14 protein-coding genes are annotated in these 15,755 nt (G+C 64.8%); 3 read left to right on the top strand and 11 right to left on the bottom strand.

What is annotated here, in order from left to right; translation table 11 throughout:
• Positions 1–45: 45 nt before the first annotated feature.
• Complete coding sequence (locus tag EBS11_RS11250) at positions 46–2,541, bottom strand: prolyl oligopeptidase family serine peptidase (RefSeq protein ID WP_290603064.1); 2,496 nt, start codon at positions 2,539–2,541, stop codon at positions 46–48.
• Positions 2,542–2,728: 187 nt separating this feature from the next.
• On the opposite strand from EBS11_RS11250, the gene EBS11_RS11245 reads away from it, so the two are divergent.
• Entirely contained in the window at positions 2,729–3,247 is a 519-nt protein-coding gene (locus tag EBS11_RS11245; protein WP_290603063.1) for a hypothetical protein, read from the top strand.
• Between the two features lie 6 nt (positions 3,248–3,253).
• On the opposite strand, the gene EBS11_RS11240 is transcribed toward EBS11_RS11245, so the two are convergent.
• The 8 genes from EBS11_RS11240 to EBS11_RS11205 form a co-directional block, all read right to left on the bottom strand.
• Positions 3,254–4,063, bottom strand: coding sequence for a hypothetical protein (locus EBS11_RS11240; protein ID WP_290603060.1), 810 nt, complete (start codon positions 4,061–4,063; stop codon positions 3,254–3,256).
• A 90-nt stretch (positions 4,064–4,153) separates the two neighbouring features.
• Entirely contained in the window at positions 4,154–4,735 is a 582-nt protein-coding gene (locus EBS11_RS11235) for a nucleotidyltransferase family protein (RefSeq protein WP_290603056.1), read from the bottom strand.
• A 4-nt stretch (positions 4,736–4,739) separates the two neighbouring features.
• The gene (locus EBS11_RS11230) at positions 4,740–5,750 is read right to left on the bottom strand and encodes a DUF4424 family protein (RefSeq protein WP_290603050.1); all 1,011 of its coding nucleotides are present in this window, start codon (positions 5,748–5,750) and stop codon (positions 4,740–4,742) included.
• Positions 5,750–8,581: an ATP-binding protein gene (locus tag EBS11_RS11225; protein ID WP_290603047.1), complete on the bottom strand. Its 2,832-nt coding sequence runs from the start codon at positions 8,579–8,581 to the stop codon at positions 5,750–5,752. Before EBS11_RS11225 ends, EBS11_RS11230 begins: the two co-directional genes overlap by 1 nt.
• 8 nt (positions 8,582–8,589) lie before the next feature.
• Positions 8,590–9,327 (bottom strand): hypothetical protein, encoded by a 738-nt coding sequence (locus EBS11_RS11220; protein WP_290603046.1) that lies wholly within the window; start codon positions 9,325–9,327, stop codon positions 8,590–8,592.
• Positions 9,320–10,690, bottom strand: coding sequence for a hypothetical protein (locus EBS11_RS11215; protein ID WP_290603045.1), 1,371 nt, complete (start codon positions 10,688–10,690; stop codon positions 9,320–9,322). Before EBS11_RS11215 ends, EBS11_RS11220 begins: the two co-directional genes overlap by 8 nt.
• 291 nt (positions 10,691–10,981) lie before the next feature.
• Positions 10,982–11,746, bottom strand: coding sequence for a DUF3108 domain-containing protein (locus EBS11_RS11210; RefSeq protein WP_365955249.1), 765 nt, complete (start codon positions 11,744–11,746; stop codon positions 10,982–10,984).
• Positions 11,747–12,481 (bottom strand): DUF3108 domain-containing protein, encoded by a 735-nt coding sequence (locus EBS11_RS11205; protein ID WP_290603044.1) that lies wholly within the window; start codon positions 12,479–12,481, stop codon positions 11,747–11,749. It abuts the gene before it with no gap.
• A 48-nt stretch (positions 12,482–12,529) separates the two neighbouring features.
• Here EBS11_RS11205 and EBS11_RS11200 point away from each other — a divergent pair, with 48 nt between their 5' ends.
• Positions 12,530–12,775 carry a hypothetical protein gene (locus EBS11_RS11200; protein ID WP_290603043.1) on the top strand — a complete coding sequence of 82 codons (246 nt, stop codon included), beginning with the start codon at positions 12,530–12,532 and terminating at the stop codon, positions 12,773–12,775.
• Between the two features lie 223 nt (positions 12,776–12,998).
• A complete protein-coding gene (locus EBS11_RS11195) occupies positions 12,999–13,715 on the top strand; it encodes a PhaM family polyhydroxyalkanoate granule multifunctional regulatory protein (RefSeq protein WP_290603042.1) in 717 nt (238 codons plus the stop codon).
• A 21-nt stretch (positions 13,716–13,736) separates the two neighbouring features.
• On the opposite strand, the gene EBS11_RS11190 is transcribed toward EBS11_RS11195, so the two are convergent.
• Together EBS11_RS11190 and EBS11_RS11185 are read right to left on the bottom strand one after the other, a co-directional pair.
• Positions 13,737–13,952: a hypothetical protein gene (locus EBS11_RS11190; protein ID WP_290603040.1), complete on the bottom strand. Its 216-nt coding sequence runs from the start codon at positions 13,950–13,952 to the stop codon at positions 13,737–13,739.
• A 64-nt stretch (positions 13,953–14,016) separates the two neighbouring features.
• Positions 14,017–15,747 (bottom strand): tetratricopeptide repeat-containing response regulator, encoded by a 1,731-nt coding sequence (locus EBS11_RS11185; protein WP_290603037.1) that lies wholly within the window; start codon positions 15,745–15,747, stop codon positions 14,017–14,019.
• Positions 15,748–15,755: the final 8 nt, after the last annotated feature.

Genomic DNA, 15,755 nt, shown 5'->3' with positions numbered 1-15,755 from the left:
AAGACCATACCACGAGATGCGCACCGGCGGTCCCGGCGCCCGCCCTTATTTGGCCGCCGGCTTGACGTCCGGCGCCACTGGCGGGGCATTCTTCACGTATTTTTCCAGCCAGTTGTTGCTTTCATACAGCATCTGCATGATCGATTCGCGCGCGCGATAGGCGTGGCTTTCGTTCGGCAGCATCACCAGGCGCGCCGTGCCGCCCAGGCCCTTGACGGCCTGGAACATGCGTTCGCTCTGGATGGGGAAGGTGCCCGAGTTGTTGTCCTGCTCGCCATGGATCATCAGCAGCGCATCCTTGATCTTGTCCGCATAGTTGAACGGCGACATGGCCTGGTAGACGGCGGGCGCCTGCCAGAACGAGCGCTCTTCCGCCTGGAAGCCGAACGGCGTCAGGGTGCGGTTGTAGGCGCCACTGCGGGCGATGCCGGCGCGGAACAGGCGCGTGTGCGCCAGCAGGTTGCCCGTCATGAAGGCGCCATACGAGTGGCCGCCGATGGCGATGCGGTTGCGGTCGGCCACGCCCCGCTTGACCACTTCGTCGACGGCCGCCTCGGCATCGGCCACCAGCTGCGGCAGGTAGGTGTCGTTCGGCTCCTGCTCGCCATTGCCGACGATGGGGAACGATGGGTTGTCGAGCACGGCGTAACCCATGGACAGGAAGGCGGCCGGGCCCCAGTAGCTGACGGCATTGAATTTGTACGGCGAACCCTTGGTCTGGCTGGCGGCGCTGGCCGTCTTGAATTCCTGCGGGTAGGCCCACATCAGGGTCGGCAGCGGACCGTCGCGTTTGACGTCATAGTTCGGCGGCAGCATCAGGGTCGCCGTCAGGTCCACGCCGTCGGCGCGCTTGTAGCGGATCAGCTCTTTCTGCACGTCCTTGAGCTGCGGCAGCGGATGGGGGAAATGCGTGAGGGCCGTCAGCTGCGCGGCGCCCTGCTGCTTGAGGTTGCGCACATAGTAGTTCGGCTGCTCGGTCGGCGATTCGCGCGTGGACAGCAAGCGGCTGCCATCCTCGTCCAGCACGGCGACCACGTTTTCATAATACGGCGCGGCGCTCTGGAACAGGCGTTCCTTCTGCTTGGTGGCCAGGTTCAGGCGGTCGATGAAGGGGCGGTCGCCCTCTTTCGACGCACCCTGGCCGTCGAGCAGGATGGAACCGTCCGCGGCGATCAGCAAGCGCGGCAGGCCGGCCGCGTCCGCCCGCATGACGGGCTGGCCCGGATCGTTGTAGCGGTCCTCGAACGATCCCGCGTACACGAGGTCGGCCGGGGTGGCGGGTTGATCTGGCGCAATGCGCCACTGCTTGACGGCGCGCGTCTTGTACCACGCCTCGCCGAGCAGGGCCAGGTCGCCGCGGCCCCAGGCCACGCCCGCATAGCGCGAGCCCAGCCTGGCCAGCACGGCCGGCTGGGCCGTGAACGGCGCCGCCTGCATGTAGACGATGTCGCGGATCTCCGCCGCCTTGGCCGGGTCGCCGCCATCCTGCGCTTCGGCCCACACGAGGGTAGCGGGCGCATCGACCCGCCAGCTGACGGAGCGCACGCCGGCCGACACGGCATCATTGCCCGGAGGCAAGCCTTCCTCCAGCGGCAGGGTCGCCACCGTGTGCTCCACCTTGCCGCTCAGGTCGCGCACATCGATCTTGTGGCCGAAGTCGTGCGCCGGCACGATATAGGAATACGGACGCACGATGCTCGTCGTCAGCAGGTGCTTGCCATCGGGCGAGGCCGACGCGCGCGAGAACTGGCCGGGCTGGCCCACGAGGCGCTGCTTGCCCGTCACGTCCAGCAGGGCCAGCTGCACCGTGATGTAGTGTTCGAACAGCTGGGCGTCCTGCTCGTTCTTCAGCAGGTCGGGATAGGTGCGCAATTGCTTGACGCCGCCGCCGGGCACGCTGTCCTGGATGGACGGACCCGTCGGGATGCCGCTCGCCACGGGTGCCGCGCCCAGCTTGGCCGGCTTCAGCTGCACCAGCAGGGTCTTGCTGTCCGGCATCCAGGAAAAGCCGCGGCCATACACGGTCGACAGGGGCGAGCCGGCCAGCTTGCGCGCCGCCTTCGTCTGCACGTCGAGCAGCCACAGTTCCACGCCCGACTCCTTCACGCCCCTGGCCGGATCGGCAAAGGCGATGTGCGTAAACGCCAGGTAGCGCTGGTCCGGCGACCAGGCCAGGTCGGCGATGCGGGGCGCGGCCGGCAAGCCGCTGACCTTGATTTCCTTCTGCGTATCGATGTCGAGCAAGCCCAGTCCCGTGTGGAAGCTGAAGCGGCTGGCCGAATACGTGCGCGGATTGATGCGCAGGCCCGCCAGCTTCAGTTCCGGCTGCGCCACTTCGCTGATGCTGGGCAAGGAAGGCGTGGGCAGCACGGCGGCCAGGTTACGCTTCGGGCTCAGGCTCAGGGTCGGCGCGCGCGGCGCATCGACGACGGCTTGCAGGGGCGCGGGCGGCATCTGATAGCCGCCATCTTGCGCCATGGCCAGGGACGACGACGCCATCAGACCGACAGTGATGGGCAACAGGGGGAAACGTGTAGACATGGCACTCCAGAAAGGTGGATGAAAGACAGTGGCGAAGCGTACCGTGCCGCTCGTGGCGGGACTTTGTGACAGGGCATAGTGCTTTCATGCCATGTAAATGTCAATAAGCAACTTTCGCCATCGCCCCCTACGCCCTCGCTCCCCATCTGGCTTACAATCGCTGTTTTCCCCGTCCCCGAATGCCTACATGGAAACCACCACCCTCGCCCTGCTGTTCCTGGTCCCGCTGCTGGTCTGGCGCATCTATTCGCGCCTGAAGAAACTGGTGGCGCGCCAGAAATCGCAGCCGTGGCGCCACTGGACGGTGGCCATCGGCTTTCCCGTGCTGCTGCTGTTCCTCGCGACGACGACGAAATTCGAGCTGCTGCCCCTGTCCAGCCTGGGCGCGGCGGCGCTGGCGGGCGGCTGGCTGGGCGTGCTGGGCCTGAAGCTGACACGCTTCGAACAGGTCGGCAAGGATTTCTTCTTTACCCAGCACCGCTACCTGGGCCTGGCCATCACCATGCTGTTCATCGCCAGGCTGCTGTACCGCGGCATGGAAATCTACCTGAACACGCGCCTGGACGTACCCGTGCCGCCGCCGCCATTCGGCCAGAGCGCGCTGACCATGGCCGCCTACGGCCTCGTCATCGGCTACTACAGCGTGTACGCCTGGGGCCTGCTGCGCTGGCGCCAGCGCAACAAACCCTTGCAGGCACCCGAGTAATCCACCTCAGTAGTACTGGCACAGGCCCGTGCACGTCGTCACGGCCAGCGCCGCGCGTATCGTCGCCAGCGCCGGCGCCAGGGCAGGATCGAGATCCTGGTCCGCGCCGGCAAGACTGGCCAGCAGGCGTTCGCGCTGGGGCGGCGCCATCAGGCCCGCATGCGCCGTGGCGTGCCGCGCCGCCGCCTCCAGCATGACTTTCTTTTGCGCCACGCTCCAGAACGGTACCTGCACGAACTGCACCACACCGGCGTAAGCGACGCCCGTATTCTTGCTGAACGCCCGCGCGCGCAGACGCTCGGTCCCGCTCACCGCATCCGCCGGCTGGGCGCTGAATTCCTGCTCCATCAAGCCGATCAGGTGCGCATGGCAATGCATGCTGAAAGCAAACAAGGTACTCATCTCATCGCCATAATTGGCCAGGTTCTGCATCACCTGCGCCGTGCGCGCCTGCTGCAGCTCGGCGCCGGACAGCGGCAACGGCCATTCCATGCCAAACGCATAGTATGTTTTTCCCAAACGCATGGCCTTTTCGCACACGGCCACGCTCTGGTTCACGTCCTGCAGCGCGGCGACAGGCGCCTGGAACAGGCGCGGGCCATCGGCGATATGGGCAAACAGCGCCGCCACGCCCGGGTCGCCCAGGCGCGGCAGGCCGCCCTTCGGCGTCGCCTGGGCTTGCAGCACTTCCAGGCGCGCACTGGCTTGCTGGAAATCGTCATAACTGTCGGCCCAGGCGGCGGGCGCGGCGAAAGCAGTGGAAAGGCAGAGCAGGCGGCCGATGCGGCGCACGGACAGGGAAAGCGGAAAGAACATGGGATCAGGAGGCGGAGAGCACTATTGGATAATTGGCAATTATAGGAAAAATATATCCACAGTGCATTTAATTATGTTTTACACCATTATTTACTCAGGAAAGATGGTGACGCGCGGCCAGCGCGCCGCGTAGTCCTTGCTGGCCAGGCGCTGCGCATAGCCGTCCGCACTGATGCGTGCCGGGTTGCGCCGGATCACCATATTGAACAGGTCATCGAGGCCGTGCGGGGCGAGGATGCCGATGCCGCCACCGGGCTGCAGGTGGATGCCGACGGCCGTGGCAAACTCGGGCCAGGAAGCGATGGCCTCGTCCAGCGACCGCAGGGGCGGCACGGCATAGCCGAAATGGCCTTCAAACCACAGGTGCACCCGGGCCTGGTTGCACACCTCCCACGGCACGCCGGGCAGCAAGGCTTCCAGGCGCTGGCGCAGTTGCGCTTCGCGCTGCGGCTGCAAATCGGCCGCATCGAAATAGGCCACGTCGATGTCGCCTGGCGCCGAGGGGTGTGCGACACCATGCAGGGCATCCCACACGAGCTGGCGCACGGCGCCCGCGCCGATGCAGCAGTGGGGCAAGCCCAGCTGCGCCACGGCCTGCAGGGCCTGCATGCACCATGGCGTGGCGCGGGCGATGGCCCGCAAGCGCGCGGCAAGCAGCTCCTGCGTGTCCATGCCGCTATGGCTGGATCTGTGGCGCCACGCCGTCGTGGGCGACCATGCCTTCGACATTGCCGAAGTACACGTCCAGATCCTGTTTGGGATGGAAGTTGCGCAGCTTGACTTGCAAGGTGGTGGGGTTGATCTTGGTAAAGGTGCCGGGGAAGCACAGGCTGATGAGCTCGTCCGGTTTGCCCTTGACCAGGTTCAAGGTGAAATCCTCGATGCCATTCTTCCAGGTATTGCCCGTCGTCAAAATGTACGACACCCACACGGCATTGACGAAGCCGCCCTCGCCCTGCCGGGCCGCCAGGCGGTTCCACGTCTTGTAGAAAGCCTTGTCGCCGCAGTATTTCTTTTCAAACTCGTTGCCGTCGCCCAGGTAGGAGGCGCCCGGGCCGGCCGCGACGAATGGCGCATATTGATGGCGCACGCGCACGACCTTGCCGGCGGGGAATTTCTGCTGCCACAGGTAGAGGACTTTGACTGTCCAGGCCGGCACCCATTCCTCGTCGTAGAGCTGGGCCAGCAAGCCCTCGGCGATCATGGTTTTCTGCTGCGCGGCCGTCAGCGGCGCCACCTTCTTGTCGAACGGCGTGTGCGAGGGGAAATATGCGATCTGCGCGTCGGACAGGCCCAGCTGGCGCAGCCGGGCCGTCACATCTTTGGCGTCGAGCTTGGCGACAAACGTCGTCTGGTAGGCCTTGCGCTTGCCATCCACGTCGACGGAAAACTGCTGCGGCTGGCCGTAATACGTGGGCGAGCCATGGTAGCCGGCCGCGTATTCGGGCAGGGGGAAGAAGATCGTCTCTTCCACGTCCGTTTTCGACTCGTTGAGGAACTCGTACTCGACCTTGATCAATTCCGCGCTCACGCTGAGCACTTCCTTTTTCATGGCCACGGCATCCGTCTTGCCGAACAGGATGCCGCCCGCGCCCACGGCGCCGATGCCGTCGTTGGCGACAGCCGGCGCCGCATGCGCCATGGCCAGCGCCAGCGCGGCCGATGCCAGCACACGGCGCGCGGTCATCACGCCGCCTTGCCCGGCACGGGTTCGATGCGCCGCTGCAGCACGAAGATCGGTTGCGCCCATTGCGTATCCTTCTTTTTCTTGCTCGTGATCAAAGTCAGTTCCGATGGATCGTAGACATCCGTGTTGTGCGTCAACGGCGTCGTCATCAGGTACTGCGCTTCCGTGTTTTTCAGGAATTCTCCCACCAGCTGGATGTTGCGGATGTCGAGGTGGGCAAACGGTTCGTCGATGAAGACGAAGCCGCCGGAACCGTCTTCCGATTTCAGCAGGCCGATCAGCAGCACCAGCGACTTCATCACCTGCTGGCCGCCCGACGCTTCGCCATCGTTCATGCCGATGACGCCCTTGCCGTCGAACTTGAAGCGCACGTGCAGGCCCGCCTGCGACAGCTGCACGTCGTCGTTTTCCAGGCGCACGGGGTCGGCATGCACTTCGATGCCGGCCAGCTCGCCCAGTTCCTTGATGTTCTTGCTGTAGGTCTTGATGGTGTAGCGCAAGCGCTCCATGTAGGCGCCGCGGGCATTGCCCGTCGCTTCGATGGCGCGGTTGTTCTGGTAGCGGCGCTCGTCCGTTTCCGACTGGCGGCCGTGCAGCTGGTCCGACAGGCGGTGGTGTTGGTCGATGACGGTGGCGTCCAGTTCCCAGTCGTCGCGCGCCAGGCTGTTTTGCAGGCTGGCCACGCGCAGGTCGACCTGGTGCGCGTTCTGGTGCTCGGCGACAAGCGCCGCGCGTCGGCCCGGCCGGCGCCAGCTCTTCGGCAAATGGCGCCACGCGTGGCGCAGGGCCAGCAGGGCGCGCGCATGCTCGGCGCGCTGTTCAATCTGTTTCTTGTAGCCCAGGCGCGCGCCCGCTTCCGCCTCGGACAGGGCCAGGCGCGCGTTTTGCCACACGGTATCGGCGCGAGTGCGCGCCACGGTGGCGTTCTTCGTCAGGTTCTGCAGCTCGCCCAGGCGGCCGCCCACTTCCAGGCGCTCTTCCTTGAGCGGTTTCGAATTGCGCAGCGCTTCGGCGAATTCTTCCTGGCGCGCACTGAGTTCCTTGGCCGCGTCGACGCCGGCGATGCGCGCTTTCAGGGCGCCCACTTCCCCCGCCAGTTTCGAAATGACCAGGGTCAGCGTGTCTTCCTGGCCTTCCAGGCCCGGCAGGGAGCGCAGCAGCGCTTCCAGGCGGCCGCTGCGGCCAGCCTGGCCGAAGCGGTAGCGCGACGCTTCCACGAACAGGGAGCGGCCGCCGCGGCGCTCGCGGTGATACGCCTCGGGCGTGATCCACTCTTCGTGGTTGCCCAGCTTGAAACCCGCTTCGACGGAATCGACGCGGGCAATGCGCGACAGCTGCTCGATCAGCCAGCTGGGCACGGGCGCGGAAAATTTCACCACGGCCAGCAGGCTTTCATCTTTCGCGCTAGGTGCCGTGACGAGGTCGGGCACGATGAAGTGGCGATAGCGTTCCTTTTCCGCCAAACGGTAGGCGGCGGCCGCATCCTTGGCCTTGTCCAGCAACACCACCGAAGCATAGCCGCCCAGCACGCCTTCGACGGCGCCTTGCCAGCGGCTGTCCGTCACTTCGACGATATCGGACAGCATGGCGTGGGAAATCCCCGCGTCGCGCAGGGCGCGGCGCATGCCGCGCACATTCTCCGGCTCCGGCATGGCCGTCTTGCCTTGCAGCGCGGCAATGGTTGCCTGCTCGGCCGCGATGCGCGCCGACAGGGCGTCGCGCTGCTGGCGCTGGCGCAGCAGTTCCGCTTCCTTCTGTTCCAGCTGGGCAGCCACTTCGGCGATGTCGCTGCCGGAGTCCGCCGCCAGCTTGTGCAGGCGGTCCTTCTGCTCCAGCAGGCTGTCCAGCGGTTTCAGCTTGGCATTGATCAGGGACAAACGGCTCTGCAGGCCGATCGATTCCTGCTCCAGCAAGGTCTCGTTCATCTGCGCGTCGGACAGGGACTTGGCCTGCGCCGCCAGCGCATTGCGCTTGTCCGTCAGTTGCTGGTCCGCCTGCGCCATCGGCTTGCGCGCATCGCGCAATTGCCGGCTGGCGATGGCCGCCTTTTCGCGCGCCTCGTGGTATTGCAGGCTGGGCAGCACTTCTTCCAGCAGGTTGCGGCGCTCTTTATGCAGCCCTTCCCACTGGTGATAGTTGGCCACGCGCAGGCGCAAGCCTTCCAGATTGGTCTTCGACGCTTCCAGTTCCGTCTCGAAGCGCTTCAGCTCCACTTCCGTGTCGCGCTGGTGGCGCTTGGCTTCGTCGTAGGCGTCCAGCACTTCCTTGTCGCCGAATACCTGGAAGACGAGGTCGAGCAATTGGCGCGGCGCGTATTCGCACAGTTTGTCCGTCTCGCCCTGCTCCAGCGCCAGCACTTTCGACATGGCGGGCGACAGGCCCGCATTGGCCAGGCGCTTGCGGTAGTTTTCCACGCCCAGCCAGTCGTTGGCGTCCGTGATGTCCTCGATCTGCACATTGCCTGGGCGCATCAGATACTGGCGCTTCCAGTCGCCGCCGTTCTTCTGGATCTGGCAAAACAGGGTCACTTCATCGTCGCTGAAGAAGCCGGAACTGCGGAACGGGCGGTTCGACAGCTGCTTGCCCACGTTCTTGTTGTCGACCACGGCGCGCAGCCAGGCCGTCTGCTGGCCCGAGTGGCGCGCATAGTGCTTATACGTGCGCCCCATCGAGCAGTCGAGGCCGAACAGGGTGCGCAAGGCGTCGAGCAAGGTGGTCTTGCCCGAGCCGTTCTGCCCCGCGATGGTGATGATCTTCGCGTCGAGCGGGATGTTCTTGATGCGCTGCCAGTAATCCCAGTGCACCAGTTCAAGTGATTTGATATGAAACATGGGCGCTTTCAGTGAGGAAGGTCGGACGCAGGCGCGTCGCCCGCATCAAGGATGTCGGCGGACAGGTCGGCTTCCACTTCCGCGTCGAGCAGCGGGTCGCCGCCGACGACGACCAGGCGCGCCGGCGCGCGCTTGAAGACGTCGGCCAGGGCGCCGTTGATGATACGCTCCTTGAGCACGTCCGTATCCATCATCAGGTCCAGCAGCGGGCCTTCCAGCAGCACGTCGCCGCGCCGCTCGATGAAGCCCAGCTTGGCCAGGGTGCCCAGGTTCATGTCCATGCGCGTCTTCTTGCCCAGCTTGTCGCCGAAATCGGACAGCAGCGCCTTGTAGGAAATGCCCATGGACGCGTCTTCCGCGCGCGGCAGCGGTTTTTCCGTGCCGAACATGTCGTTCTGGTCATCGTCCGCGTGCTGGTGGGTTTCCTGGCGTTCCCGCTTGGGCAGGATGATCTGCGCCCACAGCACCACCAGCAGGGCCACGCCATCGCGGGCCAGGCCGAAGTTATTGTTTTGCCACACATCGCGCGCGCCGAAGATCTTCGGCTCGATGGTGCGCGTCAGGGCCAGGGTGACATGGTCGGCGTACACGTTGTCGAGCAGTTTCAGGCCGCAGGCCAGCAGGCGCGCATCGATCTCGGCGCGGAACAGCTCGTCGGACAGCACGCGCTTGACGAGCTTGTCGTCGCGGCGCAGGGTTTGATGCGTGAGCAGGCGCGCAATCAGGATTTGGGAATCGTCATTCATCGGCGGTGCCGCTATCTAAATCAAGTGAAACATTCAGTGAAAGCGAGGCGATCGACATGGCCGCCACGTGGGGGTCGGTCAACTGGACCATCTCGTCGGTCGGTGTAAAGGTAATCGGCAGACGGGCCAGTTCGGCCGTCGAGCCTTGCAGGCTCGCTTCGGACACGTCGCCCAGCAGCGGCAGCATGGACGCGCGGTAGGAGGCCACGGCAAAGCTGGCCGGCAGCAGCGAATCCTGCACCGGTACGCTCTTCGGCCCCTCTTCGCCGATGCTGGGGAAATTGCCCAGGCTGGCGAAATTCGACAGGCGGGCCAGGAGGTCATCGAGTTCGAGCTGCATGGCGGGTCCGTCGCTGATGGTGGTGGGCGCGTCCTCGCCGCTGGGCAGGCCCGTGTTGGTGACGCCCGCCGCCCGTTCGGACAGCAGTTCCGTCTCGGCCACGTCGATCATCTCGGCCGGCGTGGAGAACAGGGGGACGACGGGCTGGTCGATGGCGCCCTCGGCCAGGCTGGCCAGGTCGTCATGCTGCAGGAGCCAGCGCTTGATGTCCGTCGTCGACAGGCCGGACTGGCCCAGGTGGACCCGCTGGCGCTCGATCTGGTTCAGGGCCCGCGAAAACATGCCTTGCATGTTCAACAATTTGCTCTGCGCCCGGCCGATGGCCTGCGCCGCCTTGTGCGTGGCGCTGTCCGCGTTTTCATCGGACGTGATCGCCACGAGGATTTCGGAACCCTTTTCCACCCAGTCGCACGCCATATTCCACTTCGCCTGCGCCGTGCGCAGACGGAATTCGGAACCGGAGGCGATGGCGTCGGAAAACTCTTCCGTCAAGTCCACCAGGCGCCCCAGCAGATGTTGCAATTGCTCGACCGACACGCCGCCGACGGCTTGCGCCCCCGCCACCTGCGACAGCAAAAAGCCCATTTCCGCCTCGTCTTCCGTCTGGCCCAGGCCCAGCAGGCTGTCGATGGCGGACAGCACGTTGCGTGCCATGGGCGTGACGCGGTACACGCCCTGCTGCGTATCCCAGGCCAGCAGCTGGTTCGAGCGCAGGCGCAGCAAGACCGTTTCCAGGCTTTCCGGCAACAGATACGCCAGCTTGGTGTTGATATCGGCGCGCGTGTAGGCAGAGGTCGCTGCATCGGACGCCAGTTCGCGCAGCACCAGCAGGCGCACCAGCACGCCATCGAAGCCGCCGTGGAACAGGGCCGTAAACACTTGCAGCAAAGGCTGCGCCCGCTTCAAGTGAAACACCTGCTCGATCTCGTCGGCCGAAATATTCGGCTGGAAATGCGCCTGCAAGGAATCGTGATGCTCTTGCTCTGTTTGATTTGCATCCGCAGCCACGGCTGCACTTGCCATTATGTCAATCATTCTATTCCGGATGAGTGTTCAGCGGGCGGCGCAGCGGGCGAAAGCGGCGCTGCGAGGCGGGGGCGTCAGTATATCAGTTCTGACATGCAATTTAGCGCGTGGGAGGGGCCCGTGTGGGCTGCCGGGTCCTTGAGTGTTGTATTGACGGAAACCCCAACGGCGAAGAGGCCCGGTTCCGGCGGAACCGGGATGTCCCCGGCGGGCGCATTCCCTCTCGGGGTCCGCCCCCCGTTTCTGCATCTGGCTGGCTAATGTGATGCAAAAACGAGTGGCAAGCGCTTACTTCTTGACGATCTTCTGCAAGGTTTGCTCCACATAATCGCCGCCGTCCGCGTCGGCGAACGTCACTTTCACGGGATACCATTCCAGCGACGGCGCCAGCCACAGGTCCACTTGCTGGCCCTTCTTGTCCGGCGGCGGCGCCTTGACCAGGTGGATGGCGGCCACGTCGCCCATGCCCGTCGTCACGCTCTCTTCCTTGACGACCTTGAAGACCCACGGCTCGGCATCATGCGCGCCGGCGACAAAAAAGGCCCATTCCGAGCCGGGGACGAATTTCTCGGGCGCGGCGCGCGCCACGCTGGCCAGTTGCCAGACGGCACTGTTACGGTCCTGCTCGCCGCCCTTCAGCGGATACGTTTCATCGCCTTCGCCAAACACGATGGTCTTGCTGTCGCGCTTGAAGGTGGTCGTGACGGCATCCTTGCGGAAGCGCTTTTCCACGAATTGCGCCGGGGCCAGGCCGTAATCGTCGACCGTGCCTTCGCTGCGCTGCTCGAGGATCTTGCCGAACAGGGCCGCCTTCGTTTCGGCCAGCAGCGAATACTTGCCGTCGCCCACGCGCCAGTTGCTGACGGATTCGCCGGACAGGCCGATGCCGCGCTGCCTGGCCTTGATGGAATAGACGAGGTCAGCCGACGGCACGAGCTTGTACGGGCGCTTGATGGCGGGGTGCTCCACGGGCGCGTCGGCCATGGCGGGAGTCAGGGTGGCAGCCAGTACGCCGGCGGCCAGCAAGTGTTTCAAATTAGTCAGAGTCATCATTTATTTTCCTGTAGCGTCATTGACGGAGATCTTGGTGACGGTTTGCGTGGTCAAAGCCCCGCTCGCCTCGGTATTGCGTATTTGTACCGGATACCACTGCATGGACGGCGCCAGCCAGATATCGAGCTGCGACGAATACGTGCCCGGCTTGGGCGGCCGGCGCAGATGCCACGTCACCAGCCGGCCCATCTGCGTGTCCAGTTCTTCCTCGCCCACGAGCTGGAAGCGGAACACGGTCGCTTCCCTTTCCTCGCCGACGAGGATATCGATATTGCCGGCCAGCTGGTTGACGTCCGCGCGGCCGATGGCGGCCAGCTGGAACGGCACGCTGGCCTTGTCCTGCGCCCCTTCCTGCCATGGCACGGTGGCCGTCGTGGCGGAAAAGGTGATGACCTTGCCGTCGCGGTTGAAATGCGTGGCCGTTTGCGCCCGGCCCTTGCGCTTTTCCGTGGCCGTGACGGGCACGATGCCGCTCGCATCGATCACGCCTTCGCTGGTCAGCACCAGCAGGTTGATGCGCGTGATCAGCATGCTCAAGCCCACTTCCAGTTTCAGCTGGTAGCTATCGCCCTTGTTGTCCCACGCCATGGCGGCCACGCCCTGCCACTTGGTGCCGTCCGCATCGCGCCGGTCCACGTGCAGGTCGAAGCGGGCCGACGCGGGCGCGTTCGTCTTGTAATGCCGCGCCTGCTCCACGACGGGCGGCGGTGGCGGTGGCGGCGCGGGCGGCGCCACTTCGGCGGGTGCCGGCGCCGTGACGGCGGTCGCGCGGGCGGTGCCGGCGTGGCCGGGCCTGCCGGCACATCGCTGGCCGGCGCCGTCAGCACGGGCGTGTCGCTCGACGGCAATGCCGTCGGCGGCGGCGGTGGCGGCAGCCGGGGCTCGGGCACGGGCGGCGGCGGTGGCGGCGGGACCACCGGCAGCGGCTTGGGCGCCTCGGCAAGCAGCGCCATGCTGACGACCTGCGTATTATCCGGCCGCAGCGGCACCATGCCCGCATGCGAAGTCAGCCATTCCAGCGCCACGTAATGCAGCACCCCGATGACCGCGACAAAGACAACGGTTCGGCGGCGCGGTGGCGAGAAAAAGGAAGCGGGCATCATGAGCGCTAGTGTAACGCTTTCACCCGCATTCCTGCTTCTTGCCCGTGCTCAACTCTTGAGGTTTTATGTAAGAAAATGTTGGCCACTTTGCGTCAGTTGCAAGCTGATATCTGCTACGCTAGGCACATCCACCTACCAGGAGATTTCGCATGGCAAACCCGCAAATGCCCCAGATGCCGGGCGCAGCAGTTGTGACCGACACCCTCGACTTCGTCAAGAACCTGTGGGGCAGCATGAGCGTGCCCGGCATGGGCGTGCCCGGCATCACGGCGCCCACCATGTCGGTGGAAGAGCTGGACAAGAAAATCAATGACCTGAAGGCCGTCGAAGCCTGGCTGAACCTCAATACCAGCATGCTGCGCGGCAGTATCCAGGCGCTGGAAGTGCAGCGCGGCACGATTGCCACCCTGAAATCGATGGGCGCATCGCTGGCGGCCGCCATCACCCAGCCCGGTGCCAGCGAGAAATCCCTGTTTGAATCCGTGCCCTATGCTTCCGCGTTTTTCCAGCAGCCGGCAGCGCCCGCGCCGGAAGCCAAGCCTGCTCCCGCGCCTGCACCCGCGCCGGAACCGGCCGCGGCGGCGCCCAACGACGCCGGCAGCCATGCGGCAGCCCAGCTGGCCAATCCAAGTGCCTGGTGGAATTTGTTACAAGATCAGTTCAAGCAGGCCGTGTCGACGGCGATGTCGCCCGACGCGGCCAGTGCGGCGGCGGCCAGCTTCGGCGCCGGCAGCCAGGCCAGGCCAGCGGCAGGCAAATCCGCCAAGCCGGCGGAAGCCGCCACGGCAGCCAAGGCCAAGGCCCCGCTGCGCAAGGCGCCGGCAAAGCGCGCGGCGCCCAAGGCTAAGGCGCCAGGCAAGGCCTAGCCCTTCAAGTCAACGATATGATCAGGCGATACGATGAATGCGGATCGCCTCGATCAGGTTGTCGGCCTGGCGTTTTACGTCACCGATCGTGATCAGGCCTTCGTCGGCCAGCGCCTTGGCGTGCTCGTACGAAGACTGGAATGTTTCCAGCGTGTCTCCCTTGGCGGCCACCGGGCGTACCCAGGCAACGGCGCCGACTTTCATCTTTTTGTATACTTCATTGACCACATCACGCATAGTTTCTTCCTTATTGTTGTAAAGCAACTCAAGCGCAGGCGAACCCACGCTGGCCCCTAGTTTATCATCCGGGACGCTGGCGCACGACTTTTCCCCCTTTTTCCGGCCCCGGCGGGGCTTTTTCCAGTACCACGGCCACCTCCTGCATCTCGGGCGGAGGCGTCAGGTGCACCAGCTGCTCCATCAATTGGGCGAAGCGCTGCTGCCCTGGTGCAATTTTGTCTACATACAACAACACTTCCATGGCTTCCGCCGCCAAGTCCGCCTGGTAGCCCCGTTGCTGCAGGAACGACACGATGATTTGCGCGGAATTGAACAGGATGCGCAGGTTGTTGGGCAGCTTTTCGCGCGCCGCGCGCATCCAGGCAACCGCTTCGTTGAGCTTGTCCGTCTTCCACAGCAGCACGCCCTTGTTCATCAGGTCCGACGCTTCCTTGCGCGAAGCGATGATCAGGCTCGTGCCCTCGTCGCCCATCTTCGCCTTGTCGAAGATCTTCTGCACCTCGTCCTGCACCACCTGGTTGTCGTGGTTGTTCTTCACCACGTAGCACAGCAGGCCGGCCGGCGCATCCTTCACGCCGACGGCGAACAGCAGGGTCGCCAGCTCCATGCAGATGCTTTTCTCGGGCCGCGCCGGGTCTTCGGCCAGCATGGCTTCCAGTTCGTCGCCGCACTTGCGCGCGCGCCGGTAATCGCCCGTTTCGTGGTGCACCATGCCTTCCGTGATCTTCGCCCGCAAGCCGATCTGCTCGGGCGAGAATTCGCGTTGCGCCAGCAGCAGCCACTGCAGCGCTTCCTTGGCATCCTTTTTCAGGCCGCACACGCGCGCCAGGCCCAGGTAGGCGTCCGGCGTCTTCATGACGGAAAATTCGCCGATGGAGATGCATTTGCGGAAAGCCTTTTCCGCCATGCTGACATTGCCTATTTTTAAGGCAGCCTGGCCCAGGTTGCGCTGGCGCGGCACGGAATTGGGCGACAGGCGCGCCGCCTTTTCCAGCACGCCGCACGCTTCCTCGTGCTGGCCCATGAGCTGGTAGGCGACGGCCATCTGGTCGTAGGCATCGATGTAGTACTTGTTTTCCACGATCACGCCCTGGAAGATCTGCCGCGCCGCCTCGTGCTCGCCATTGTTCATGCGGATCTTGCCCAGCCCCGCCCTGGCCCAGCTGTAGTCGCGCTCGGCCAGCACCTTTTCGTACACGGCGCGGGCCTTTTCCGGCTCGCCGCTCTTCAGCAGCAAACTGGCCTTCATGCGCAGCAGTTCCAGCTCGTGCAGCTTGTTGACCTCGATCTGCGCGTCGCACAGCTTGGCCGCGCGCAGATAATCCTTTTCCATGCAGGCCTGGTCGATTTCGCGGAACACCTGCTTCTTGTGCCACACGCGGTTCAGGCGCGTGAGCAGCACGCCTTCCGTGATGGGCTTGATCAGGTAGGCGTCCGGCTGGTGCTCGGCGGCGCCCATCACGGATTCCACGCTTTTCTCGGCCGACACCATCAGCCATACGCTGGACGGCGCCGTCAGGTTGCGCACGCGCGTCTCTTCCAGCACCTGCTGGCCGTTCTTGCCTTCACCCAGGTTGTAATCGCACAGCACCACGTCGTAGCGCGTCTTGGCCAGCAGCTTCATGGCTTCGCCGCCGCTGGCCGCCTGGTCGATATGGCGCGCACCCAGGTTGCGCAGCGATTCGCGCAGCAGGATGCGGATGCCGATGAAGTCGTCGACCAGCAGGTAATGCTTGTCGGCCCAATCGGTGCTGCCCGCTTCGGCGGCGGTGGCGTGGCTGTCGGTTGCCATGGTGTCCT

The sequence above is a fragment of the Janthinobacterium sp. genome, from assembly GCF_009923995.1.
Classification (GTDB): Bacteria; Pseudomonadota; Gammaproteobacteria; order Burkholderiales; family Burkholderiaceae_D; genus Janthinobacterium.
The sequence above is the reverse complement of the archived record's forward strand: the minus strand, read 5'-3'. Positions and strand labels throughout refer to the sequence as shown.